This is a genomic window from Roseateles albus, assembly GCF_028595345.1.
GTDB classification, from domain to species: Bacteria; Pseudomonadota; Gammaproteobacteria; order Burkholderiales; family Burkholderiaceae_C; genus Paucibacter_A; species Paucibacter_A albus.
The window spans coordinates 95781-118705 of record NZ_JAQQXT010000012.1 but is presented as its reverse complement, the minus strand read 5'-3'; the positions used below and the strand labels follow the sequence as shown (position 1 = coordinate 118705).

At 59.6% G+C, this 22925-nt stretch carries 23 protein-coding genes; 12 read left to right on the top strand and 11 right to left on the bottom strand.

Features of this window, described 5'->3' with window-relative positions:
- Nucleotides 1-28: 28 nt before the first annotated feature.
- From PRZ03_RS18280 to PRZ03_RS18270, 3 genes are all read right to left on the bottom strand, one after another.
- Complete coding sequence (locus tag PRZ03_RS18280) at nt 29-667, bottom strand: zeta toxin family protein (protein ID WP_273601692.1); 639 nt, start codon at nt 665-667, stop codon at nt 29-31.
- The gene (locus PRZ03_RS18275) at nt 667-1032 is read right to left on the bottom strand and encodes a type II toxin-antitoxin system Phd/YefM family antitoxin (protein WP_273601690.1); all 366 of its coding nucleotides are present in this window, start codon (nt 1030-1032) and stop codon (nt 667-669) included. The genes PRZ03_RS18280 and PRZ03_RS18275 overlap by 1 nt, the downstream gene beginning before the upstream one ends.
- Nucleotides 1033-1656: 624 nt before the next feature.
- Nucleotides 1657-1989: a hypothetical protein gene (locus PRZ03_RS18270; protein WP_273601688.1), complete on the bottom strand. Its 333-nt coding sequence runs from the start codon at nt 1987-1989 to the stop codon at nt 1657-1659.
- Between the two features lie 53 nt (nt 1990-2042).
- Here PRZ03_RS18270 and PRZ03_RS18265 point away from each other — a divergent pair, with 53 nt between their 5' ends.
- From PRZ03_RS18265 to PRZ03_RS18250, 4 genes are all read left to right on the top strand, one after another.
- Complete coding sequence (locus tag PRZ03_RS18265) at nt 2043-2339, top strand: hypothetical protein (protein ID WP_273601686.1); 297 nt, start codon at nt 2043-2045, stop codon at nt 2337-2339.
- A 401-nt stretch (nt 2340-2740) separates the two neighbouring features.
- Entirely contained in the window at nt 2741-4546 is a 1806-nt protein-coding gene (gene xseA, locus PRZ03_RS18260; protein WP_273601684.1) for an exodeoxyribonuclease VII large subunit, read from the top strand.
- A 3-nt stretch (nt 4547-4549) separates the two neighbouring features.
- Nucleotides 4550-4897, top strand: a complete 348-nt coding sequence (xseB, locus tag PRZ03_RS18255) for an exodeoxyribonuclease VII small subunit (RefSeq protein WP_273601682.1) — start codon at nt 4550-4552, stop codon at nt 4895-4897.
- A gap of 374 nt (nt 4898-5271) precedes the next feature.
- Complete coding sequence (locus PRZ03_RS18250) at nt 5272-6528, top strand: hypothetical protein (RefSeq protein ID WP_273601680.1); 1257 nt, start codon at nt 5272-5274, stop codon at nt 6526-6528.
- Between the two features lie 46 nt (nt 6529-6574).
- Here PRZ03_RS18250 and PRZ03_RS18245 read toward each other — a convergent pair whose 3' ends face one another.
- The 4 genes from PRZ03_RS18245 to PRZ03_RS18230 form a co-directional block, all read right to left on the bottom strand.
- The gene (locus PRZ03_RS18245) at nt 6575-6853 is read right to left on the bottom strand and encodes a hypothetical protein (RefSeq protein ID WP_273601678.1); all 279 of its coding nucleotides are present in this window, start codon (nt 6851-6853) and stop codon (nt 6575-6577) included.
- A gap of 131 nt (nt 6854-6984) precedes the next feature.
- A complete protein-coding gene (locus PRZ03_RS18240; protein WP_273601676.1) occupies nt 6985-7728 on the bottom strand; it encodes a DNA/RNA non-specific endonuclease in 744 nt (247 codons plus the stop codon).
- A gap of 600 nt (nt 7729-8328) precedes the next feature.
- The gene (locus PRZ03_RS18235; protein ID WP_273601744.1) at nt 8329-9483 is read right to left on the bottom strand and encodes an alpha-hydroxy acid oxidase; all 1155 of its coding nucleotides are present in this window, start codon (nt 9481-9483) and stop codon (nt 8329-8331) included.
- 70 nt (nt 9484-9553) lie between these two features.
- The gene (locus tag PRZ03_RS18230) at nt 9554-10342 is read right to left on the bottom strand and encodes an IclR family transcriptional regulator (protein WP_273601674.1); all 789 of its coding nucleotides are present in this window, start codon (nt 10340-10342) and stop codon (nt 9554-9556) included.
- Between the two features lie 294 nt (nt 10343-10636).
- On the opposite strand from PRZ03_RS18230, the gene PRZ03_RS18225 reads away from it, so the two are divergent.
- From PRZ03_RS18225 to PRZ03_RS18190, 8 genes are all read left to right on the top strand, one after another.
- Nucleotides 10637-11389, top strand: coding sequence for an SDR family oxidoreductase (locus tag PRZ03_RS18225; RefSeq protein ID WP_273601743.1), 753 nt, complete (start codon nt 10637-10639; stop codon nt 11387-11389).
- Nucleotides 11390-11402: 13 nt separating this feature from the next.
- Nucleotides 11403-12311 (top strand): amidohydrolase family protein, encoded by a 909-nt coding sequence (locus PRZ03_RS18220; RefSeq protein ID WP_273601672.1) that lies wholly within the window; start codon nt 11403-11405, stop codon nt 12309-12311.
- Nucleotides 12308-13162 carry a fumarylacetoacetate hydrolase family protein gene (locus PRZ03_RS18215; RefSeq protein WP_273601671.1) on the top strand — a complete coding sequence of 285 codons (855 nt, stop codon included), beginning with the start codon at nt 12308-12310 and terminating at the stop codon, nt 13160-13162. The genes PRZ03_RS18220 and PRZ03_RS18215 overlap by 4 nt, the downstream gene beginning before the upstream one ends.
- Before the next feature lie 34 nt (nt 13163-13196).
- Nucleotides 13197-14480 carry an L-fuconate dehydratase gene (locus PRZ03_RS18210; RefSeq protein WP_273601670.1) on the top strand — a complete coding sequence of 428 codons (1284 nt, stop codon included), beginning with the start codon at nt 13197-13199 and terminating at the stop codon, nt 14478-14480.
- 175 nt (nt 14481-14655) lie between these two features.
- Nucleotides 14656-16146 carry a 2-dehydro-3-deoxy-6-phosphogalactonate aldolase gene (locus PRZ03_RS18205; RefSeq protein WP_273601669.1) on the top strand — a complete coding sequence of 497 codons (1491 nt, stop codon included), beginning with the start codon at nt 14656-14658 and terminating at the stop codon, nt 16144-16146.
- Entirely contained in the window at nt 16146-17177 is a 1032-nt protein-coding gene (locus tag PRZ03_RS18200) for an aldo/keto reductase (RefSeq protein ID WP_273601668.1), read from the top strand. Before PRZ03_RS18205 ends, PRZ03_RS18200 begins: the two co-directional genes overlap by 1 nt.
- Nucleotides 17178-17204: 27 nt before the next feature.
- The gene (locus tag PRZ03_RS18195) at nt 17205-18314 is read left to right on the top strand and encodes a mandelate racemase/muconate lactonizing enzyme family protein (RefSeq protein WP_276595303.1); all 1110 of its coding nucleotides are present in this window, start codon (nt 17205-17207) and stop codon (nt 18312-18314) included.
- An 18-nt stretch (nt 18315-18332) separates the two neighbouring features.
- A complete protein-coding gene (locus PRZ03_RS18190; protein ID WP_273601667.1) occupies nt 18333-18662 on the top strand; it encodes an L-rhamnose mutarotase in 330 nt (109 codons plus the stop codon).
- Here the strand turns inward: PRZ03_RS18190 and PRZ03_RS18185 are convergent.
- From PRZ03_RS18185 to PRZ03_RS18170, 4 genes are all read right to left on the bottom strand, one after another.
- Nucleotides 18659-19981, bottom strand: a complete 1323-nt coding sequence (locus tag PRZ03_RS18185) for an MFS transporter (RefSeq protein ID WP_273601666.1) — start codon at nt 19979-19981, stop codon at nt 18659-18661. The two genes, PRZ03_RS18190 and PRZ03_RS18185, sit on opposite strands and share 4 nt — an antisense overlap.
- Nucleotides 19982-19991: 10 nt before the next feature.
- Nucleotides 19992-21155 carry a mandelate racemase/muconate lactonizing enzyme family protein gene (locus PRZ03_RS18180; RefSeq protein ID WP_273601665.1) on the bottom strand — a complete coding sequence of 388 codons (1164 nt, stop codon included), beginning with the start codon at nt 21153-21155 and terminating at the stop codon, nt 19992-19994.
- 85 nt (nt 21156-21240) lie between these two features.
- Complete coding sequence (locus PRZ03_RS18175) at nt 21241-22188, bottom strand: 2-dehydro-3-deoxygalactonokinase (RefSeq protein WP_273601664.1); 948 nt, start codon at nt 22186-22188, stop codon at nt 21241-21243.
- Complete coding sequence (locus PRZ03_RS18170) at nt 22172-22876, bottom strand: SDR family NAD(P)-dependent oxidoreductase (protein WP_273601663.1); 705 nt, start codon at nt 22874-22876, stop codon at nt 22172-22174. Before PRZ03_RS18170 ends, PRZ03_RS18175 begins: the two co-directional genes overlap by 17 nt.
- Nucleotides 22877-22925 lie beyond the last annotated feature (49 nt).

The window sequence follows — 22925 nt, the reverse complement described above, 5'->3', positions numbered from 1 at the left end:
TCGGACTCCAGAGGGGGCAGCGGCAGACTCAACGCTTGCGTTCGTAGTCGCGAGCCGCTTTCACGATCGGCTTGGCCCAGTCTGGCGTACGTTCAAGGTCCTCGAAGGCATTGGGGAATTTGACAATGCCGGCTTGTGCGTGCAGGACCAGTATCGGGCTCGATACTGGGGTTCCCGGCACCGCATCGTTGCTGTTATCGAAAACGCGCAACTCGCTCAACTTGGGCATCAAGTCGATGAGATTCAGCGGTGCGCGGACCCAGCGCTCGCGGATCTTGGCCTCTGGAATGTCGTGTCCGCCAGCTACCACCCGGGCGGCCACACGGGCGATGTGCTTCTCCGGCGAGGCCAGACCGCAGAACCAGACCAAAACGTCGTGCGTCCGGGCGGCCGCGGCGATCTTTTGGGTCATCGTCGAGCCTCCGAGGGTCGTCTCGAAGGCGTGACTGAGCCCCGCCGCAACGGCTTGGTCGATCAAGTTCACGCCGTGTTGCCACGCGCACGCATTGGCCTCGCCGGCGGACATACCGCCTTGAACGAGTATGCGGGTGTAGGTATCGGGGTTAAACCAAGTCAGCCCAGCCCGGCGCAGCATGATGTTGCCGCCGATAGAACTTTTGCCTGCGCCATTGACACCGGCCAGGACCAGCAGAACGGGCCGCCCCATCAGAAGCTCTGTCCTGCAATGACCTCGCCATGCAAGTCGAGCGGCAAACTAAAGGCCTGCCGCAGTCTGTCACCGGCATCTGGCTGCTTGAGCACCGCCAATTCCTCATCGAAGGCCCGCGTCAGTTGCTCCAACTTGCTCTGGTCATCACGTTGGACACGCGCAGCCAACTCGGTGAGCAAACTGTACTCACGCAAAGACAAGATCACGGCCTCGGGCCGTTCGTGGTTGGTCATCAACACCTTACCCGTGGCATCGACGGCATTCATCACACCACGCCAGCCCTCACGCTTGACGTCCGAGATGGGCTTGCGCTGCAAACGCGCAAACAGCTCCTCGCTTGCAGGCTGAATAGCAGTGGCCATGATCGGATCCCCCAAGGAAAGTTGCAGACTGACCTTATTATGGACCAAATACCCTATTTGCATAAATAGGGACTAAATTGGCTAATTTAGGCCAATGTGTCACTGCTCGGGCGACGCATTCGTCTGTCGGTTGGGCCACAGCAGGCCGTATCGGTCCACTGCAAACGCCACAAGCCGTTCGCCTTGTGCCGTCACTTCGACCTACGGCGCGACATGAGTGCCAAATCCTGCTGGAAAGCCCAGCCTAGTCAGCCTGCGCCTCCCCCCCCCCAAAGTAGGTACCCTTCAGTGGGATAGAACATCTGTGGCGCATCGCCGAAGCTGTAGTGACTCAAGGAGATGGCGATGAACCCCCACTTTCAGCAACAAAATCCCCAATCCGCGACAGCAGTCCTGGCGCGTATCATGGCTGCTACGACGATGATCTTTCGGCGCAAGGCACCTGCTATCCGAGGCTTGGAGGTCAGTGACTCAACTTGGGAAGCTTGGGAGGCTGCGGTTTGCAAGGAGCAGCAAGCGTTGCCCAGCAACACAGTCCGGCGAAAGTAACCCGCAATCTGGCAACTTGACTCCGGATTACTGAAATGTCCTCGGCGGCTATGGCGTAGCCGCCGTGCACTCCGATCATGGTGGCGCCTCAAATTCCGCCTGGTCCATGCACGCGCTGGTCGCCATGACTACCCGGCACCACCACGCCTGCGGGAACACGAGACCACCCCCGTGATCTTGCTGGCCGGCCACCACGATATTGCGCCCGGAGATATGCAGCACGCGCGCCCGGTACAGATCGGGCAGCGCGAAGCCGCTCAGCGTCGCGAATACCGGCGCGCCGTCATGATCCTCCCAGGGTCGCAGCTTGTGAATCAACAAAAGGCCACGCGCTGAACGGCTGGCGCGCACTTCAGCCTTGGGACGCCTCACACCTTTGATCCTGAGTTCGACGATATCGACTAACATATGACTGGTTATTTATACAGTGTTTATGTTAGCCTGAATCACGGAGGTCGAACATGATTTTGAACTTGAACGATCCAAGCAGCATCGTGGCTTGGTGGAAGGTATTGCCCGAGCGGCATGGTGCGCAGCTATTGGCCTTTGGTCGGCTCAGGCCTCAATTCAGTTCGCCAATCCGGGCAGCTTTGAGACGCATCAAGGCCGATCCGGAATACGGTGCTGTGTACGCGCGCTGCGCGGCGGCCGATCTGATGGCGGCAAGGCTTGGTGATGCTGGCGAAAGGATCGGTGCCGGCGTCGAAGGCGAAAGTGGTCGTGACGGCCGGGCAAATGCTGCAATGCCTTCCGACTGAGGCGAGCAAAAGCGCCGCCCTCCCCCGACTGTTCCAGTTTGCTTTCATGCACTCACGGATCGGCAACTGGTGTTTGAAGGCCGACCAGTTTGCCGACGGGGGTCATTTGAATGACGTATAAATACAAGCCTATGCCACCCAGACACTTCACCCATCGATGTCATTTGTGCGGGGCCACCAGTTTTCGGCAGGTGGTGGCGCGGGACGAGCATGGCGCCATGCGCGCCACCCGTGGTTGCCTGTGCTCCGGCTGCAAAAAAGTCTTCGAAGATTCACACGCCTGGCGGGGTGGTGAGGCTCCGGCTCGCTCCTCCTCGGCTAGTGGCAGTACGGACTCGTCGCGCGGTGCCGATTCGCATGCGAGCTGAGTTATGGGTTGCTGAATTGATTAAAGCTCGGTCGTGAAAGACACTGAACTCAAGGCCGGCTACAAGGATCGCCTCCAGGTCAAAGCACTTGGCGCACGCTGGAATCCCGAGCTGAAAATTTGGTACGTTCCGAGCGGCATGGATCTCGCCCCCTTTGCTCAATGGCTGCCTGGTAGCGCTGTCGGTGGTTCATTGGGCAGTGCGTCGGCCAGTGTGACCGCTGGGTCGTCCAATCGGAATGAACTTGGCGTGCGGCCGAGCGCCCTGCCCCAGGCGTTTGATGCGCCGGTCGGCTCCGATCTTGCCGTGCAATCCAAAGGGGTGGCGCTGTCGACACTGTTGAACGGCGTGGCCCAGGCAGTGGCTTTGGCGTATGCGGCGGGTGTTTGGACCCGCGCCGAAGTTGTCAAAGCCGATATCCGAAAGGGCCATGTCTACCTGGAACTGGTCGAACGCAATAGCCAGGGTGACACCCTGGCCCAGGCTCGCGCCATGATTTGGGCATCAGTCGCCAACAAGATCCTGCCGGAGTTCGAACGCGCCACCGGTGCCGTACTCGCGGCCGGCATTAAATTGCTGATTCGCACCAAGCCGACCGCCAGTCCGCTGTACGGTCTGAACCTCGTCATCGATGCGATCGATCCGGACTACACGCTGGGCGACCTCGAAGCTAAGAAACGCGAGATCCGCGCTCGCTTGCAGCGCGAAGGCTTGTTCGAAGCCAACAAGCAGCTGGCATCGCCCTGGGACTACCAGCAAGTCATCGTCGTGGCGCCCGAGCAGGCGGCCGGACTGGGTGACTTCCAAGCCGAGGCGGCGAGGCTTCAACGCCACGGACTTTGCAAGTTCACATATGTGCACAGCCGCTTCCAGGGCGACGGCGCAGCGAGTGAAATATGCAAAGCGCTTGCGGACGCGCTGCGCAAATGGGGAGACCACCATAGTGCGCCGGCCGATGCTGTCGTGCTCATTCGCGGCGGCGGGGCCGTCAACGATCTGGCCTGGCTGAACGACTACGTCCTGGCTCGACTGATCTGCGAGCTCGAAATCCCGGTGCTGACCGGCATCGGCCACGAAAGGGACCACACCATTCTGGATGAGGTGGCCAACATCCGGTTTGACACGCCGTCCAAGGTCATCGGCGCGATCGAGCAAGCCATAGCCCGCCGCGCGGGTGAGGCAAAGCGTCACTTCGAAGACATTGTTGGCGTGGTCGGCCGGGCCACTTTGCAGATCGCGCAGGCCGTCGAGGCCATGGATGCCGGCATCAAGCTGGATGTGCAGCGGCACCTGAGCCTGGCCCGAGAAAGCTCGGCTGAGTTGATGTCGGACTTACGGCTGCGCGCGCTGGGGACACTCCGTTCAGCTTCGGTCCAAAGCCAGGCGGGCTTCGAAGCCATGCGGCATCACGCGGACAAGGTGATTGCCAACGCGCGCCAAGTCGTGCCGGCAGCCCTGGCTGAAGTGAAGTCGGAAGGTCGACGGCTGCTGCGCGCCGCTGAGGTTGAGGTGACTGGCCAAGCGATGTCCACATTGCAGCGCGCCGCGGCCGACATTCGACAGGTCAGTGAATCATCGGGTCGCGCGTTCGCTGAGCTCGGGCGCGATGCGCAGCGCATCGTTGCCGAAGCCCAAACCCAGTCGGCGGCCTTGATGCGCGAAGTGGCTGGCCAAGGGCCTGACAAGACCTTGGGCCGGGGGTTTTCTTTGGTGCGAGGGGCCGACGGCTCGACCATCACCAGTGCGGCGACGGCGGCGGCAGGAACCGCCATCCAGATCGAATTCCATGACGGCGTGCTGTTGGCACAGGCCGGTCAATCCAAGAAACGGAAGCTGTGAGCGATGTCAAAAACCACCTTCAAGCAGGCCTACGGTGTCTTGCAGACCCACGCCGAGACATTGCGCAATCAGCGTGAGCCCAATATCGACGACCTGCTGACGATCGTCACCGAGTCAGTCGAAGCCTACAAGGTCTGCAAGACCCGCATCGCCGCTGTCGAGCAAGCGCTGGAGCAGGCATTGAACGGCGTTGAGTCCGACGATGGTCACCGTACAGATCGTGCTGCCCCAAACCGCGGGGCGGCGTCGGCGCCCTCGCCTGCAAAGAGTTCACCGGTTCTTCCGCCGGAGCCGCCGCATTCAGATTCGGCAGATTCGGATGCTTTTGACGACGGGGAAATTCCGTTTTAGTGTTCGGCAGATAGGGCGCAACAGCGGCCCGTGCGTCGCCTAGGCCCATTGTTTCGGGCGCATGCCTGGGTTGGCATCCAACCGCTCAATGCCTAGACCGAAGCTCGAAATCAAGAGTGGATGGCGCCAACGCAGCTACTGCCGATATTGGCGGTCGAGATCCGTACTCACGGTGCCAGCCACCCAGCAGCCACTGGCCCGCAGCAGAGTTTGCGGTGCCGCTGGCTGGTCTCGAATGTGCAGTGGTCGTTCATGTTGGCAGGCAGCCTCACCCAAAAAATAGCAGTATTTGGGCCAAAAAGTTGTCGTGTTTCGGCATCGTCTCGTTGGGCTCAAACAGAGAATTTGACCTACCGACAAACCGATTTGAAGCCATGTCAAGACCATCAAAATTTTCAGCACCAGCATACAGCCAGCGTCGTGACGCGGCCCGCAGTCGCGTCAACAACTACAAAGTGGCAGCGCAGCCCGCCCCGATTGGAATGCAGGATCCCGCAGCCATGAGACAGCCACAACGCACCGAGCTCGAGGTCTTTTTCAGCCGCGACAAGCCTTTCGAGCAGCGCGTTGCATGGCCGATCTTGAAGTCGACCGACATGGCTTGGCTGATTCAGACGCCACCCGGCGAGCTTTGGGTGCCCATTTATAGATGGGCTCGTATGCTTCCAGGACGTGGTGCGTCCGCCAACGAAAGGCAGTTGGACGCAACCCTGTGCTCTCTTCGAGAGATCACCTCCACCCATCGTGACGCCCGGGTTGAAGTTCGCCGAGCCGGCAAAGGCTCAAGCGATCTAAGCGTGACGGTGAGTTTCATGGTTGCAGTTCATTGCCCCAAGAGCTGCCAAGTCATCAGTGAACTGAAGCGCACCTCAATCGTCCCGGCGTCGCAGGTCCAAGCGCATGGCGACAAATGGTCGGTGCCTCGCTGGCTCGCCGTCCAGAAGCTCAAGCCGGGCGAGGCTTTCCTGACACGCGCAGTGTGGCCGGGCATGCAGGCCATGCAGGACCAACTGCAGGCTGCTTTCGACGCGGCAATGGCGGGTGAGGTCGCCGCGAACGCAGCGACGCTCAAGGCGGCTCAGGAAGCCGCAGAGCGGCGCGCCCAAAACGATCGGATCGCTGCCCATGCGAAGTCAGTTCGGCAGGCTCTGGTCGCCGAGGAAGGGGAGTTGGCGCTGGCGTTCGCTCGCAAAAAACTCAAGCTGACAGACTTGGTGGGCCTCGGCTGTCGGCTTTCCGGGTGGCCGCAATGGCTGCCCGGAGAGCCTGTCGATAAGTGGCTCGAAGCGGCACTTGTCAGCATCATTGCTGCGGTTCGAGACCACCCTGAGTACTCAGCATGGCGCGCGAAAAACATTCACCGCCAGGGTGCCCTGTTGAAGCCGCCGAAGCCGAAGGCAGCACGGCCACGTCAGCCAGACCGGGTCATCAATAACTGTCAGGTCGATTGGTGCGAGTGGCTCGGCCCAACCAAGAGCCAGCGTCGAGTCGATCATCGTGACGAAGGCTGCACCGTAAAAGTTTTTGGCCAGAAGTACGAAATCGAGCTGCCTGGCGGACGCGTCGTCGTAAAGATGACTGGCCCCAATCTCAAAATCACCGAGCTCACGCGCAGTGAAACCATCGACTGATCAAACAGGGTGCAACGGTGCTAAAGCAGCATCCGTCGCCAACTGCTCATGGGAACAGTGACTCTTCAGACAAGCGTTTGCCATTTGGCAAACGCTTGGATGCATCGACTTTGACCGCCGCCAATTGCGCGACCGTCACGGGGCCATCATCAGCTTCGTATCCCGGCAGAGTTTCCACGGCTAGCTTCGCCAGCGCAAGGTGAACGACCTGAGTCTCAGGAACTCCCAGGCGCTTGGCGATGGCCTTGACCGTCTGACGCGTGACCCCCAGAGCCGAATCTGTAGGCCGAAACTTCAGCAGGAGAGAGTCGTTGGCGGCTGGCATCTTGCTCCTCCTTGATGTTTTTTGAAAGCATATACGTCGCCGTGATGGTGACATTATTCGGCACTCCACAGCTTGGTGAGGTCATGGATCGGCTGTTGGTGATCCATGGCCGCGGTTGAAGTCCAATGGGATCAACGTGCCAACGCCCCTGGTGGGAGCCACTGCACACCTGTGCGCTGCACCAACTCCGAATAGCTGATTGGCTTCGATGCGACCTCATCATCCATGTTTCTCTGCCAGTGAGCCCAAGCTTTCTGAGTGTGGCTGTCGAACACTAACTTGAAGATATGAGTGGGTACACGGACACCGTTGGTCCCGATTCGCAAGCTTTCAGAGCCGAAAACCGGCCCGGTAATCACGAAAACATCGCCCTCGGCACGCTGCACATACTTCCGGGTGTCTTGTTCAATCTTGGACCAGGCACCGGAATTGTGTCGAATCGACTGCGGCACCATATTGGCCAACGAGAAGGATTGGGCAAGCGCCTCCTCGGTGGCCATATCGCCTGACGGCGCCATGTGTCCGCGGGAATAGCCAGATCGCTTGTAGTCGTCGAGTTCGGCCCGCTCCGCGCGAGGCAGCCTTGCATCAGCAAAGAATCGCTCATTCTGGCGTTTGATACCGCCCAGGGCCTGCTTGTTGAGGCGCTGAGCAACGAATACTGGTGTTTTCGTATCACCACTGTGCAGTACGGCAAAGCTCCCATAGCAAAGCTCACGAACACGCGGGTTGCGAGGAACGGCAGGCGGCTGGCGTTGGGCGAAGAAATGCGAGCAGCGCGCAAATGCGGTCGGTAACTGCGCCACCTCCTCAGCTAGCGAGGCCGCACTGGCCGGCAGCTGCCATGTAAAGAGACCGGCAACTGCCAGTGGCATTAGGGAGCGGGAGACTAAGGAACGCACTTGAGTTTGAAGGTGGGGATTGCAGCGAGAGCCCATTGGACCAGATGCAACTTTGACAACCGTGTTGGTTACTCCAACGTCCGGTTCCAAGTGAGCACCGGCGATCAACGTGGCTCTGATAAGGCCCGGCTCAATGTCTGCTGTTCGATCGGTCGATTTGGCGCTGCCGACCCTATAGGAGTCGCTCGGTCCTACATCGTCAGCGGCAGCAGCGTGCCCATTGCTGTCGCCCATCGCGCGAGATCACCCGACACCAGAAGGCTGCCAGCGGTCGTTTGGATTTGGCGGATCAACGACCGTTGCTGAAATCACCGGCCATTCGAGCTGTCGAGAATTGAGTGACCGCTGTACCTTCAAAATCGGCCGTCGAACGCACATCTTCGCATCGGGCCAGCCCGGGTCAATCCGTAGCGTCGGCACCGCTCTGTCGCCGAGCAAGAGTGCTTTTCCCCAATGTCTTCAAGTTGAGACCGGCACCTTGCAAGCTTCAGCTTTGGAAATGCCGATACAGGAGCAACACCCTCGAATCCCTTCTATTGTCTCTTGGCGGTAGAGCAGATCTGCACCTACAAACTACGCGGTCCTAAAGGTACCAGGCACCAAGATGTCTCGCCCTACATTCCGCATTTGGGTGTTGCCAGTGAAGGCCATGCTGACGTCGAGCTCTTTGTGGATGATCTGCAGTGCTTTGGTCACACCCACTTCGCCCATCGCGCCCAGACCGTAGAGAAATGAGCGGCCTATCCAGGCGCCGCGTGCGCCCAAGGCCCAGGCCTTCAGCACATCCTGGCCGGAGCGGATGCCACTGTCCATGTGAACTTCGATGCATGAGCCCACCGCCTCAACAATGCGCGGCAAAGCATGCAAGCTGGACTCCGCACCATCGAGTTGGCGCCCACCGTGATTGCTGACGACCAAGGCGTCAGCACCTGAATTGGCCGCTAACTTCGCATCCTCGACGTCCATGATGCCCTTCAAAATCAGCTTGCCGCCCCAGCGCTGCTTCACCCATTCAACATCTGCCCAGGACAGGCTAGGATCAAACTGCTCGTTAGTCCAAGCTGACAGGGACTTGATGTCGCTTACCCCTTTCACATGACCGACCAGATTGCCAAAAGAGTGCCGGCGGGTGCCGAGCATGCCGAGGCACCAGCGAGGTTTTCCCATCAGATTCAGGATGTTCGCGACAGTCGGGCGGGGCGGCGCGCTGAGGCCATTCTTGATGTCTTTGTGCCGCTGACCGATGACTTGCAAATCCAGCGTCAGTACTAATGCGCTGCAGCGTGCGGCGCGCGCTCGTTCAATCATGCGCACCATCGCCTCGCGATCGCGCATCATGTACAACTGGTACCAGAACGGTGCCTTCGTATGCGCCGCGATGTCCTCGATTGAGCAGATACTCATTGTGGACAACGTAAAAGGAATGCCGAACTTCTCGGCTGCTTTCGCCGCCAGTATCTCGCCGTCGGCATGCTGCATGCCCGCGAGCCCCGTCGGCGCGATAGCCACTGGCATCGCAGCGTGTTGACCCACCATCACCACTGCTGTGCTGCGCCCCTCCATGTTCACCGCCACACGCTGACGCAGCTTGACCGACTGGAAATCATTGCTATTGGCTCGGTAGGTGCTCTCAGTCCAAGATCCAGAATCAACGTAGTCGTAAAACATACGTGGTACGCGCTTCTTGGCAAGCAGGCGAAGATCTTCGATGCAGGTAATGGTGGGCATGATGGTTTTGGCAAGAATCAACGGTTTGATTCCATGTTGTGAGTAGCGTGCTACGGTCGAATAATTCCGTTCACGCGGACGCGTCGCTTGCAACGAGCTGCTTTGAAATGTCAGCAGAGCAGGCCTTCAGCAACACGATGACCTCGTCCAGCGTTCGTCGCATCCGAGTCGACTCGAAGAATGGAATGGCCAGCGCTGCTGCTGCGCACTCCCCGCGCCATATTGGCGCCGAGATGTCGGTGATGCCTGGTGAGAAGCCGCTCTTGGCCATGCCGTAGCCGTTTTTTTGCGCCTTCAGCACCCGGCGTTCGAACTCGTCTCGACCAGGCGCTTGAAGTTGGTTTTCTAACAAGATGTCCCAACGCTTACGCAGCTGTTCGGCCTGAAAAGCATAGAGCACGCTTCCTGAGACCGTCTCAGTCATGTCTCGACGATGGCCAACTCGCACAGAAAACCCGATCTCCTCGTTGGAGTCCATGCCTGCCACGACGACGATTTGGCCTTCCGAGTGAACCACGAGGTGGCAGGACTGGCCAGTAGCTTCGGCCAGCTCGCGCATCTTCGGCAATGCCGCTTCGACAAGGCCCTTGATCCGGGGCTGACTCATGCCCAGCGCAAAAAGCTTGTCGGTCAGTCGATACCCATCGCTGTCGAGTGAACGCTCCAAAAATCCCCTGAATTCCAGCACCTGAATCATGCGAAACAACTCGCCGTGCGAGCGCCCGAGCTTGCGCACGATTTCAGCTGCAGTGATTGGAGCCACTTCAGTCGCCACCAATTCCAAGATATCCAGCCCCTTCTCTAGTGCGGGCGCCGTATAGCGCTGAGCCTCTCCGGCCGCGCGGTCTGCTGTGTCCATATCTGATTCCTGCTGTTTAGCTTCGGGCGGCAACATCCGACCAACTTGTTTATCAAAAAACACAAAATTTACAGATGAAAAGCAGCAAGTAGCTGCTGGCCACCTCGAACTTGCAGTCTACCCAAGCTCAGCCGAAAAGCGCTGCTTCAAAGCTGAACCAATGGCAGGCACCTGATGCTCTCCACGCTATTTTTTTTTAAGGTTCATTTTAGTTGACTTGATGTTCATATGAGAACACAATATTTATCAGCAAACACATTTGGTGTTTTTTTGACTGAGACGATCGAGGATGCGATGCGACTGACAGGCAAGACTTTGTTGATTACCGCTGCGGCTCAAGGCATTGGCCGAGCTAGTGCAATCGCCTGCGCTCGCGAGGGTGCCCAGGTCATTGCGACCGACCTTCAACTTGAAGCCCTCGAGCGCCTCCAGCAGGAGGAACCGTCTATTCGCATCGCCCGGCTGGATGTGCGTGACACGGCTGCCGTTCAATTACTCGCCGCCTCGCTGCCCACCCTGGATGGGCTTTTCAACTGCGCCGGCTATGTGCATAGCGGCTCAATCCTCGAAGTTGACGAAGCTGGTTGGGACTTCAGCTTCGACTTGAACGTAAAAAGTATGCTGAGGACAATTCAAGCCTTTCTTCCGGGCATGCTGGCCAGAGCGGCGCAGTGCGGCGCAAGCGGTGCCATTCTCAATATGGCGTCGATGGCCTCGTCGATCAAAGGCTTCCCGAACCGGGCAGCCTACGGCGCAAGCAAAGCCGCAGTCATTGGCCTGACCAAAGCGGTCGCAGCCGATGTCGTCAAGCATGGCCTGCGCTGCAATGCGATCTGCCCCGGAACGGTCGACACGCCGTCATTGCGTGAGCGTATAGCGGCTGCCCCCAACCCCAGCCAAGCCGAGAAAGACTTCATTGCTCGCCAGCCCATGGGGCGACTGGCAGAAGTTGATGACATTACGCCAATGGTGATCTATTTGCTGAGTGACGAGTCGCGCTTCGTCACCGGCCAAGCCGTCCTGGTGGACGGCGGCGTGACGATCTGAGCGGCAGACATCCATGTCTGCCGCCACCTTGCGTATCGATAGCCATCAGCATTTCTGGCTCAGGGAGCGCGGTGACTATCTGTGGCTTCGCGATGACTGTGAAGTCCTGAAGCCGCTGCTGCGCAACTTCGTGCCGCGCGATCTGGCGCCGCTGCTGGACGCCCATCGGATCGAACAGACCATCCTCGTACAAGCCGCTGCCACTTCGGATGAAACCGATTTCTTGCTCCAACTTGCAGATAAGCATGCTTTCATCGGCGGCGTGGTCGGATGGGTGGACCTGAGTGCACCCGATGTGGCGGAACAATTGGCGCTACGCAACGCACAGCCAAAGTTCAAGGGCATCCGGCCCATGCTTCAGGACTTAGCAGATCCACATTGGATCGCTCAGCCTACCCGACTCAATGCGCTGCGGCACCTGCAGGATTTGGACTTGAGACTGGATGCGCTCGTGCGCCCGCATCACCTCCATGCGCTCACACAAAGTTTGCAATATTGCCCGCAGTTGCAGGCCGTCATCAACCATGCCGGCAAGCCTCAACTGGGATGCAGCTGGGATGCCGCATGGGCAGACACATGGCGCCGAGACATGCGCTCACTCGCCTCTTTGCCTCAGACGATGTGCAAATTTTCAGGCTTGTTGACCGAGGCGAGTCAGACCGCATCGACCAGCCCAGCCGCTGCGATCGCGGCCGTGCGCCCGGTATGGGATGCACTGCTTGAATGGTTCGGACCGCGGCGTTTGATGTGGGGTAGCGACTGGCCCGTGCTGCTGCTGGCGAGCGATTTCGACCGCTGGATATTGGTCTGCGAAACACTGATCGGTGAGCTTTCTCCCCACGAGCAAACCCTAATCTGGGCCGGCAATGCTCAGCGCTTTTACGGTCTGCAATCCTCACCTACAACTTTGAGGTCTCCATGAAACTACTGCAATTCGGCCCCAAGGGCCAAGAAAAGCCCGGCGTCCTTGATGCCCAAGGCTGCGTGCGCGATCTGTCCAGCCACGTGCCAAGCATTGGCGGCGAAGTACTGACGCCGACCGGGCTAGAGCGGCTGCGGCTGCTTGATATCGAAGCGCTGCCTTTGGTCAGGGGCACACCCGGCAAGGACTTCAGGCTTGGCCCCTGCGTCAGCGGTGTGGGCAAGTTCATTTGCATAGGCCTGAATTACGCAGACCATGCCGCAGAGTCGGGCATGCAGCTCCCTTCCGAGCCGGTAATTTTCGGTAAATGGACCAGTGCCATCTGCGGCCCGAACGATGACGTGCAAATCCCGCGCGCTTCCATCAAGACGGACTGGGAGGTTGAGCTCGGTGTGGTGATTGGACGCGGCGGCAGTCATATTGCCGAAGCGGATGCACTTGGCCACGTGGCCGGGTACTGCGTCGTGAACGACATCTCAGAGCGCGAGTACCAATTGGAGCGTGAAGGCCAATGGTGCAAAGGTAAAGGCTGCGATACGTTCGGCCCTATTGGACCGTGGCTTGTCACCGCTGATGAAATTGCCGACCCTCAAACATTGAACCTCTGGCTGGAGGTTGACGGTCAGCGCTACCAGCAGGGCAACACGCGCACGATGGTCTTCGGCGTCGCCTACCTGATCAGCTACCTGAGCCGATTCATGAGCCTGCAGCCGGGTGACGTTATCTCCACCGGCACCCCCCCTGGCGTTGGCCTTGGCCAGAAACCTCCCGTCTATCTCCGCCCTGGGCAAACGATGCGACTTGGCATCGAAGGACTTGGCGAACAGCAGCAGCGCACCGTCCAGGCCTGAATTGCAAAAAACCCAAGACGAGCAAGGAAATTCGATGACACGTATCCGGACACTGCGCGTATGCGACGTACGCTTCCCGACCTCTGCGTCCCTGGACGGCTCAGACGCCATGAATCCAGACCCCGATTATTCAGCGGCCTATGTCGTGTTGGAGACCGATCAGCCTGGCCTCGAAGGCCACGGTTTGACTTTCACGATCGGCCGCGGCAACGAGATCTGCTGCGTCGCGATCGAGGCTCTGCGCCCGTTGGTTGAAGGCCTGGACCTTGACTGGATCACCGCAGACATGGGGCGTTTTTGGCGTCACATAACTTCGGACAGCCAGCTACGCTGGATTGGCCCGGACAAGGGTGCCATCCATTTAGCTACTGGCGCGGTGGTCAACGCGGCCTGGGATCTCTGGGCCAAGGCTGTCGGCAAACCCGTCTGGCAGTTGGTCTCAGACATGAGTCCAGCTGAGCTGGTGCGCTGCATCGACTTCCGCTATATCACCGACTGCATCACACCTGAAGAAGCGCTTGTCCTGCTGACCGAGCGCGCCGAAGGCAAGGCCGCGCGGCAGACCAAACTGCTGGCCGAAGGCTACCCCTGCTACACCACCTCCGCAGGCTGGCTGGGCTATGACGATGCCAAACTGCGCCGCCTTTGCCAAGAGGCGGTCGATGCGGGCTTCAACCACATCAAGCTCAAAGTAGGCCGGGACCGCGAGGATGACATTCGCCGGCTGCGAATCGCGCGCGAGGTGCTCGGGCCTCACCGCCAGCTGATGATCGACGCCAACCAGGTATGGGAAGTCGCTGATGCGAAGAGTTGGCTGAAAGAGCTGGAGTTTGCCAAGCCTTGGTTCATCGAAGAGCCCACCAGCCCAGACGATGTGGAAGGCCATCGTGCCATCCGTCAAGCCATCGCGCCGATGCAGGTCGCCAGCGGCGAGATGTGCCAAAACCGCATTCTCTTCAAGCAGTTCATCATGCGCGAGGCCATTGATGTGGTGCAGATCGATGCCTGCCGGCTAGGCGGACTGAACGAGGTGCTGGCGGTGCTGCTGATGGCTGCAAAGTACAACTTGCCAGTTTGCCCACACGCAGGCGGCGTGGGCCTCTGCGAGTATGTGCAACACCTCTCCATGATCGATTACCTCTGCATCGCCGGGACGCGGGAAGGGCGAGTCATCGAGTTCGTTGACCATCTGCACGAGCACTTTGTCGACCCTTGCGTCATTGAGCGTGCGGCCTACCGCGCGCCGACTGCAGCTGGCTTCTCCATCACGATGAAGCCTGAGTCTTTGCTCCGCTATCGGCATCAGGCATTGAAGTAGTGGTCGAAAGATGTTGCGTATGTTGCTTTTAAAGCAATTTATGATGAATCAGTAGAGGCTGGATCATCTGCATTTTCAGACAAAATAAGGGTGACTAGCTTTATTGAGTAAATATACGTTGCTAATAGATATACATTTACGTCAGCCCAACACAGCACCTAGGAGTAACGCACGCATGACTCACGCCCCGCGCCATTCAGACCAGCGGCTTGAGGCCGCCCTCGCGGACACGCCGCTGATTGCCATTCTGCGTGGCCTCCCAAGTTCAGACGCGGTGGCCGTCGTGCAGGCGCTTTTCGACGCCGGCATTCGCGTTGCCGAGGTGCCCCTGAATTCACCGACGCCATTCGACACGATCCGGTTGCTGGTCGAACATTTCGGCCGCGACATGGTCATCGGTGCCGGCACTGTCACGCAACTGTCCGAGGTGAGGCAATTGGCCGAGTGTGGCGCATTGCTTTGTGTGTCACCCAACACCAATCCCGAGGTGATCACCGAGGCGCTGCGACTTGGCATGACGCCAGTCCCGGGCTTCCAGACACCGAGCGAGGCATTTGCCGCCCTTGCTGCAGGCGCACGCCATATCAAACTGTTTCCCGCCACGGGCCGCGCCAATGATCTGCAGGCGCTGAAGGCTGTACTGCCGCAAGACGCTCGCGTCGTCGCAGTGGGCGGCGTGACACCTCAGAACATCGAGGCATTCAGAGCGGCGGGGGCCGGCGCCTTCGGCGTGGGATCCGACCTCTACCGAAAAGGCGATAGTGCCGACGTGGTCGGCGCAAGAGCACAAGCCTGGGTTCTTGCCTGCCGCGAGGTCCATCGCGGGCCGACCGTCAGCATTGTGTGCAACCCGCGCGCCTCGATCGGCGAGGCGCCTCTATGGCGACAGGCCCCGCAAGCAGTGCTGTGGGTGGACCCGGTGCAGAGCAAGCTATTCAGCGCCAAGTTGGGCAGTCAGCGCTGCGACGTGTTGACGCTGGACGCCGCGCTCTCTTCGATCGTTGAATTGCCCGACGGGCGTTTGGCAGGCGCGCTTGAGGACGGCTTTTGTACCATCGACGAACTCACAGGCCGAACCGCACGCGGCCCCATCATTACCTTTGCCGCCATCGACGCCGGTTGCCGCTTCAATGACATGGCAGTCGATCTGGCCGGCGGCCTGTGGGCCGGCGCCATGCACAAAGGGCTGCTCGCGACGCGCGGCTCGCTTTACTACGCCCCTTCGGTCGATGCAACGTGCACGCGCATCGCAACCGGGCTCGGCGTCCCCAACGGCATGGTTTTCAATTCAGCCGGCAACCGCCTGTACGTGATCGACACCCTCTCGCGCAACCTGCTTGCATTTCCCGCCGACATTGCGGCTGGCCGCGTCGGTGAACCGACCATCGTGACCGATTTCATGGGCATTGCCGGCAAGCCGGACGGGATGGCGATGGCGCCGGACGGCAGCCTTTGGGTCGCCATGTGGGGCGGCGGCTGCATCGTGCAGATCGCACCCGACAGCGGCGCCTTGCTGCGGACGATCGCGCTGCCGGCACCCCAGGTCAGCAGCCTTTGCTTCGGCGCCGCAGGCCGGCTTTGGGTGACAACTTCACGCATGCGTCTCAGCGAGCGCGAGTTGGCCGCTGCACCGGCTTCCGGCGCCTTGTTCTCGGTCACCTTTTAATGAGAGCATCCGATCGACGCAAGCTGCCGCGCACCGGACTGTCGCTCAGTCTGCTCGGGCTGGGTTGTGCGCCGTTGGGCAATCTGTTCAGCGCCGTCAGCGATGCCCAAGCACTGGCGACCGTGGACGCTGCTTGGGCGGCCGGCCTGCGCTACTTTGACACGGCGCCGTTTTATGGTCACGGTCTCTCCGAGCACCGCCTAGGCCAGGCGCTGCGCGAGCGCCCGCGAGCGCAGTATTGCTTGAGCACAAAGGTAGGGCGATTGCTCAAACCCAAGGCCGGCAAGCCGGCTGAAAAACAAAATGGTTGGGTCGGGCCTCTACCCTTCGAGCCGCAGTTCGACTACAGCGCAGGCGGCATTCGGCGTTCCCTTGAAGACAGCCTGCAACGCCTTGGCATGGCTAGCATCGATATGGCGCTGGTGCATGACATCGGCGGCGCTACGCACGGCGAGTTGCACGGCCTTTATTGGCAACAGCTGACAGAGGGCGGTGGCCTGCGGGAACTGGAATCCCTGCGCGACGAGGGCCTTGTCAGCTCGGTGGGGCTGGGCGTCAACGAATGGCAAGTCGTCATCGATGTGTTGAAGCACATTGACTTGGACTGCACCTTGCTGGCCGGTCGGTACACGCTGCTGGACCAAAGTGCGCTCCACCCATTCCTTGACATCGCAGCGCAGCGCAGCGTCGGCGTCGTGATTGGCGGCCCATTCAATTCAGGCATCCTTGCCACCGGCCCTTCGCGAGACGCCAAATTCGACTACGGCGCCGCACCACTTGAGATCGTCATGCGCGCCGAGCAGCTTCAAACGGTTTGTAACGAGTTTGACGTACCACTCGCCGCTGCGGCCCTGCAGTTTCCACTGGCCCACCCTGCCGTGGTCAGCTGCGTACCAGGCGCGCGCAATGTGCAAGAGCTGCAACAAGTTGCAGCTTGGCTCGAAACACCAGTCCCGGCCTCTCTATGGGAGCGCCTGCTGGAGAAAGGGCTGCTGCTCCCAGGCACCCCGCTTCCCGTGGCTGAGGCCTAGTCCCATCTGCCGGTCAACTTTTGGAGAATGAAAATTACGCGCATCGAACATGTCCAGGTCGACCTGGTTGCACTGGAACCCAAGACCCAGCGCTGTGACGCCATTCAGAGTTTTGTGCGTCAGGAGACGCCGATATTGCGCCTGCGCTGCAGCGATGGCTCCGAGGGTGTGGGCTACAGCTACACGATAGGCACAGGCGGTTCATCCATCATGGCGATGTTGCAGGATCATCTGATCCCGCGCCTGATCGGCCAAGACCCCGACCGCATTGAAGCCATTTGGCGAGACCTGATCTTCCACACCCACGCGACACATGTCGGCGCCATCACCAGCCTTGCGATGGCCGCCATTGACACGGCGCTCTGGGACCGCCGCTCCAAGGTGCTGGGTCAGCCACTTTGGAAGCTTGCCGGTGGAGCCAAGGCGTGCGTGCCGGTCTACACGACAGAAGGTGGCTGGCTGCAACTGGACGAAGCCGAGTTGGTCGCACAAGCGCTCGCCGCCCGCACCCAAGGCTTCGCCGGATCTAAAGTCAAAATCGGCAAACCTCACCTCAGCGAAGACGTTCAGCGACTCAGCGCCGTCAGAGCGGCTGTCGGGGCGGGCTTCGAATTAATGGTCGATGCCAATCAGTCCTTCACCCTGAGCGAGGCCGTGCGGCGTGCACGCGCCCTGGATGGCCTGCATTTGGCTTGGTTGGAGGAGCCGATGCCGGCAGACAATATCGCAGCGCATCAGCAGTTGTGCTTGCACTCACCCATTCCGATTGCAGTGGGCGAATCCATGTACAGCTGCGGTCAATTCGCCGACTATTTGGAAGCACGCGCCTGCCAAATTGTGCAAGTCGACGTGGCCCGTGTTGGGGGCATCACGCCCTGGCTCAAGGTCGCACATCTGGCCGAGTGCCACAACATCAGCGTGGCCCCTCATTTCTTGATGGAGCTGCACGTGAGCTTGGCCTGCGCCGTGCCTAACGCCCCATGGGTTGAATACATTCCCCAGCTGGACGATATTGCGCAGTCGCGCCTACAGATTGCCAAAGGTCACGCGCTGCCACCGCAAGACCCGGGGCTGGGCATCGATTGGGATTGGGAGCAGATCCACGCACGGCGCATCGCTAACTTCAGCTGCAGCTGAGCAAACTCGGACATTACGATGAAACGCTACGGCATGATGATCGGCATCCGGGCAGACAAAGTTGCCGAATATCGGCAACTCCATTTGCATGTTTGGCCCGCTGTGCTGGCGCAGATACGCAAATCAAACATCCGCAACTACACCATCTATCTGCGTGAGCCCGAGAATTTGCTGTTCAGCCATTTCGAGTATCACGGCGAAGACTTTGCTGCCGACATGGCGAAAATGGCTGAGGATCCCGAGACGCAGCGCTGGTGGGCTATTTGCAGCCCCTGCCAGCAACCCCTAGCAACGCGAAGCCCGGGCGAGCATTGGGCCGAGATGGTCGAAGTTTTTCACTTGGATTAGGGCGGCAGCGGCTTGCCCCGCTTGAGCAGCAAAATGATGACAGCCATGGCCAGCACGTAAGCCACGGACATCACAAGAAACATGGGCTTGTAGCTGACCACGCCAACCAGTTGCCCGATCAGCCATGTGCTGAAGATGCCGCCCAAGCCGCTTGCGACACCGGCAACACCAAAAACCTTGCCCAGACTCTTTGCTGTAAAGAGCTCCAGCGGCAGGGTGGTGATGGTGGTCTGCCAAATCATGTGAATCAGTGCAACGCAGGCAGCCGAGGCCAGGCTGATCTCTATAGAGGGCTCCCAAAAGTTGATGGCCCCCACTGGCGCAGCGATGCAAACGGACGCCATCACATACAAGCGCGCGCGAACCGGTGGCAGCCCGCTACGGATGAGTTTGGCAAGAATGCCGCCCGCCACCATGCACCCTATGCCTGCGGACAGATAGACCACCCAAGCCTTGGCGCCCATCTCCATGGTGCTAAGTCCTCGTTCGTCGGTCAGGTACTTCGGAAACCAATTCAGGTAGAAGAACCAGACCGGAAAGGTGAGCATGGCACCCAAGCCATAGGCCCAGACACGAGGCTCGGCGAGAGCCTGTCTCCAAGTCTGAACGTCGACCACGCCCGCTGCAGGGCTAGCAGCTTCGCGAGCCACGTCAGTTTGGCGCGCATTGCGTTTGAGCGGTAGCAGGCACCAAACCAACACCCAAAGCAGGCCTGCTCCGCCCATCAACACGAATGCCATGCGCCAACCAACCGCCTCGTTGATATGAGTTAATAACGGCGGCGAAACTGCTGCGCCAAGCATGGCAGCGGCTGTGTAAAGCCCGACGCCAAAAGCTCTTTGATGTGTAGGCAAATACATCGAAACGATGATGGGCGCAGCAATGAAGTTGCCTGTCTCGAACAGCCCCAGAAAGAAGCGGCTCACAGCCAGCTCCGGACTGCTCTGCACCATTCCGCTGAGCGCACCGGCAATGGACCAGGCGGCGACAAAGAAAGGCAATGCCCGCACAGCCCCCAGGCGATCGATCAGGAGGCCCGAACTCAAGTTGCCCAGCGTGTAGGCCACCATGAAACTGGTGACAACGATCGAATAGGCCTTGTCATCCATCGACAAGGCCTCCTGAATTGGCCGGGCCAGCAGCGAAAGCGTCTGCCGATCGATGTAGTTCAGAAACGTGGAGATCGCCAGCATGGCGACGACCAGCCAAGCCAGGTTTTGGCGAGCGGAGGGAGAAGTTGTGTTCACATTGATCCTGGACGAAGCACTGCCTTGATTGAAGATGGGTAGAGGCTTCTCGGTACCTGGGTGCGTTGTCATATCGTCTTCGTCAGGGGACAAGGTACTGCCACAACGAGTCCTTTGGCGCGATGCCTAAACCCGGACCTTCGGGCAATCGGTAAAAGCCTTGTTCGCATTGCATCGCCGTGTCGAAGTGACCCAGATACTTGTGCACGAAATGGTTCTGCACCTCATGCAAACTGAGGCTCTCGATGACACTGGAAGCATGCAGACTCGCCGCCATAAAAATGCCGAACCCGATCGTTGCATGGGGGGCGACCCGCGCGTGGTGCAGCTCGGCCAATTGGCAAATTCGTATGAACTGTGTGATGCCGGTTCGTCCCATCTCAGGTTGAACCACGGCGAGAGCCCCCGTCTTCAAACGCAGATGCGCGTCATACACCGTCCGCCATTCCTCGCCGGCCGCGACGGGAATCGACGTGGCAGCGGCAACACGCGCCAAACCATCGATGTCCTCGGTATGACAAGGCGCTTCGAGAAATGCCACCCGATGAGGTTCAATCTGCCTGGCAATCGACACGGCCTCTGCGGCTGTAAAGCACCAATGCAGATCCAGCATGATCTCGATCTCAGCGAACCGAGCACGCATGAGTCGGATCAACTCGACCGCGTCGAATGACGTGGCAGCATGTACCTTGAACGCACGGAATCCTTCTGCGTGCAGCTGAGCGACATGTTCAAGCCGCTCAGCTAGGTCTGCCCCTTGAATGCTCGTGATGTAGGCCGGAACACGCGTTCTGCGCTGCCCCCCTAACAGCTTGTAAACCGGCTGATTGAGGAGCTTTCCGCACAGATCCCACAACGCAATGTCTGCCGCAGCAAGGGCATCCAACCAAAATCCCGTGGTGTAGCCGCGCACCCGCATCATGTTGTAGAGCGACTGCCAGATCGCCTGCACATCCAGCGGACTCTTGCCAATAAGAAACGGGCCAATCACGTCGGACACCAACTCGCGAACCACGCCTGCGGCGACGATACCGTAGGTCTCACCCCAGCCCACCGTCCCGTCTGCACAGGAAATTTTGAGCAGCAGCGTGCGGTCATCACCGGGGTAAATCGTGCCGTTGTCCGGATCCACGATATACCCCTGCTCATTCATAGGTACCAGCCTGCCCATGTGCGGCAGCTGCGGTTTACTCACCCGAAGGTAGAACGTTTCTACTTGAACTATCGAATTCTGAGACGCAGTCATGGATCTAGTTCTTTCACTTCTCTGAGTTCAGTCAATTCGGCAAGCTTGGTGCAGGCAGCGTGGTGCGCCGCAATTTTTCAACTGCCTAATTTACGTCAGCATTGCTGGAGGTCATGGCCTTGTGCAAGGCAAGGAAACCTTGGATGCAGGCGTCACGCGAATCCACGACCCAGCTCTCAACGCCCAAGGCACTCAAGGCGCTGGCATAGAGTCGACATACGGTTCCATTCCCAATTAGTGGAACACTGGCTTTCGCGAGGCCAGGCTGGATAGCCAAGGCGTCGGCAATCTCTGAGCCGATCAGTAGACCGCGTAAGTACGACGCCGAATCAGCACGCGACAACCGGCCGCGCATAACCCTTGCGCGTGCGCCAAACAGCAAGGTTCCCAGCCCCAATCGGCGCTCGTGCCCGGCACGAACACCGTCGTGAAACGCCGCGCAATCACGGGCCTCACCTTCTACGATGGAGGCCAGTAGGCCCGCAGCGGTCAGCCGGTCGAACATCTCGCCCGACATGCTGGTGAAGAAGTCGGTGATGCGCCCACCGTCAAATCTGACCCACTTAGTATGTGTGCCGGGCAAGGCCGCCAGTCCACTCCAAGCAGGGTTTGAAGAAGCGAAGCCGAATAGCTCGATCTCTTCACCGCGAAGGATGTCGGGGCCGTCATCAAATTCTCGGTTGCAGCAAACGCCAGGCGCAATATTGACCTTCACCACACCCATGAATGTCCGGGTTGCCCCCTTTGCGACATCGCCGACGCCGGCCGGCGCCGCCACATAGGGCACTTCGCACCAACCAATATTAGAGCCGACCATGCCCGATGCATAGACTGCGCTGACATCAGGCCAGCGCGCCATCAGCTCATCGATCAAAGCCGCCATGCCTGGCTTGCCCAGGCCCGCTACCCCGGCCGCCTTGGTGAACTCATCGACCAGTCGACCATCTTCGGCCAAGCGATAGGCGCGAAAATTGGTACTGCCCCAATTGATGCCAACGATGTCGTTGGCCGAATGATCAGCGGCGTGTGACACTGGCACCTCCGTCAAGGGCGTAAATAGCACCGGTTATCCAAGCTGCTCGCTCCGACACCAGGAAGAGCGACAAGTCCGCCACTTCCTGTGCCGTGCCGAAGCGAGCAATCGGATGCCTCTGCATATTCGCGGCAATTGCCTGCTCTGCGTCAGAACGCGATTCGAGCCCCGCGCGCATCAATGGCGTATCGATTGACGCCGGCGCAATCGCATTCACGCGAATACCAGCTGGCGCAAATTCGAGCGCAGCGGTTTTGGTCAGGCTATTCAGCGCCGCCTTGGAGGCCGCATAGGCGGCCTGGGTCGGCGTGGCGAAATCGGCATTGATGGAGGACATCAACAAAACTGCCCCGCCGCCTTGTGCCTTCATTGCCGGCACGCAATGCCGCATCAAGCGAACCGCTGCAAGCACATTGACCGCGTAGATTTCGGCATAGCGCTCGGGTTCTATATCGAGCACTCCTCCGTGCGCTGAGATCGCAGCGGCATGCACCAGGATGTCTGGCATCGCTTGCCTTTGCGACAGTGCCGCCATGGCGCTGTCGATAAAGGCAGCGGAGCGAAGGTCGCCGACCAGATCGCAGTCCGAGCTCATCGCGGGACTGAGGTCCAGGCCCGCGACCCACGCGCCCTCAGCCCTGAAGCGTTCCACGATGGCGGCACCGATGCCGCTAGCGGCCCCGGTCACCAGGGCTCGCTTTCCTACTAGTTGTAAAGCCACAATATCTCCAAAATCC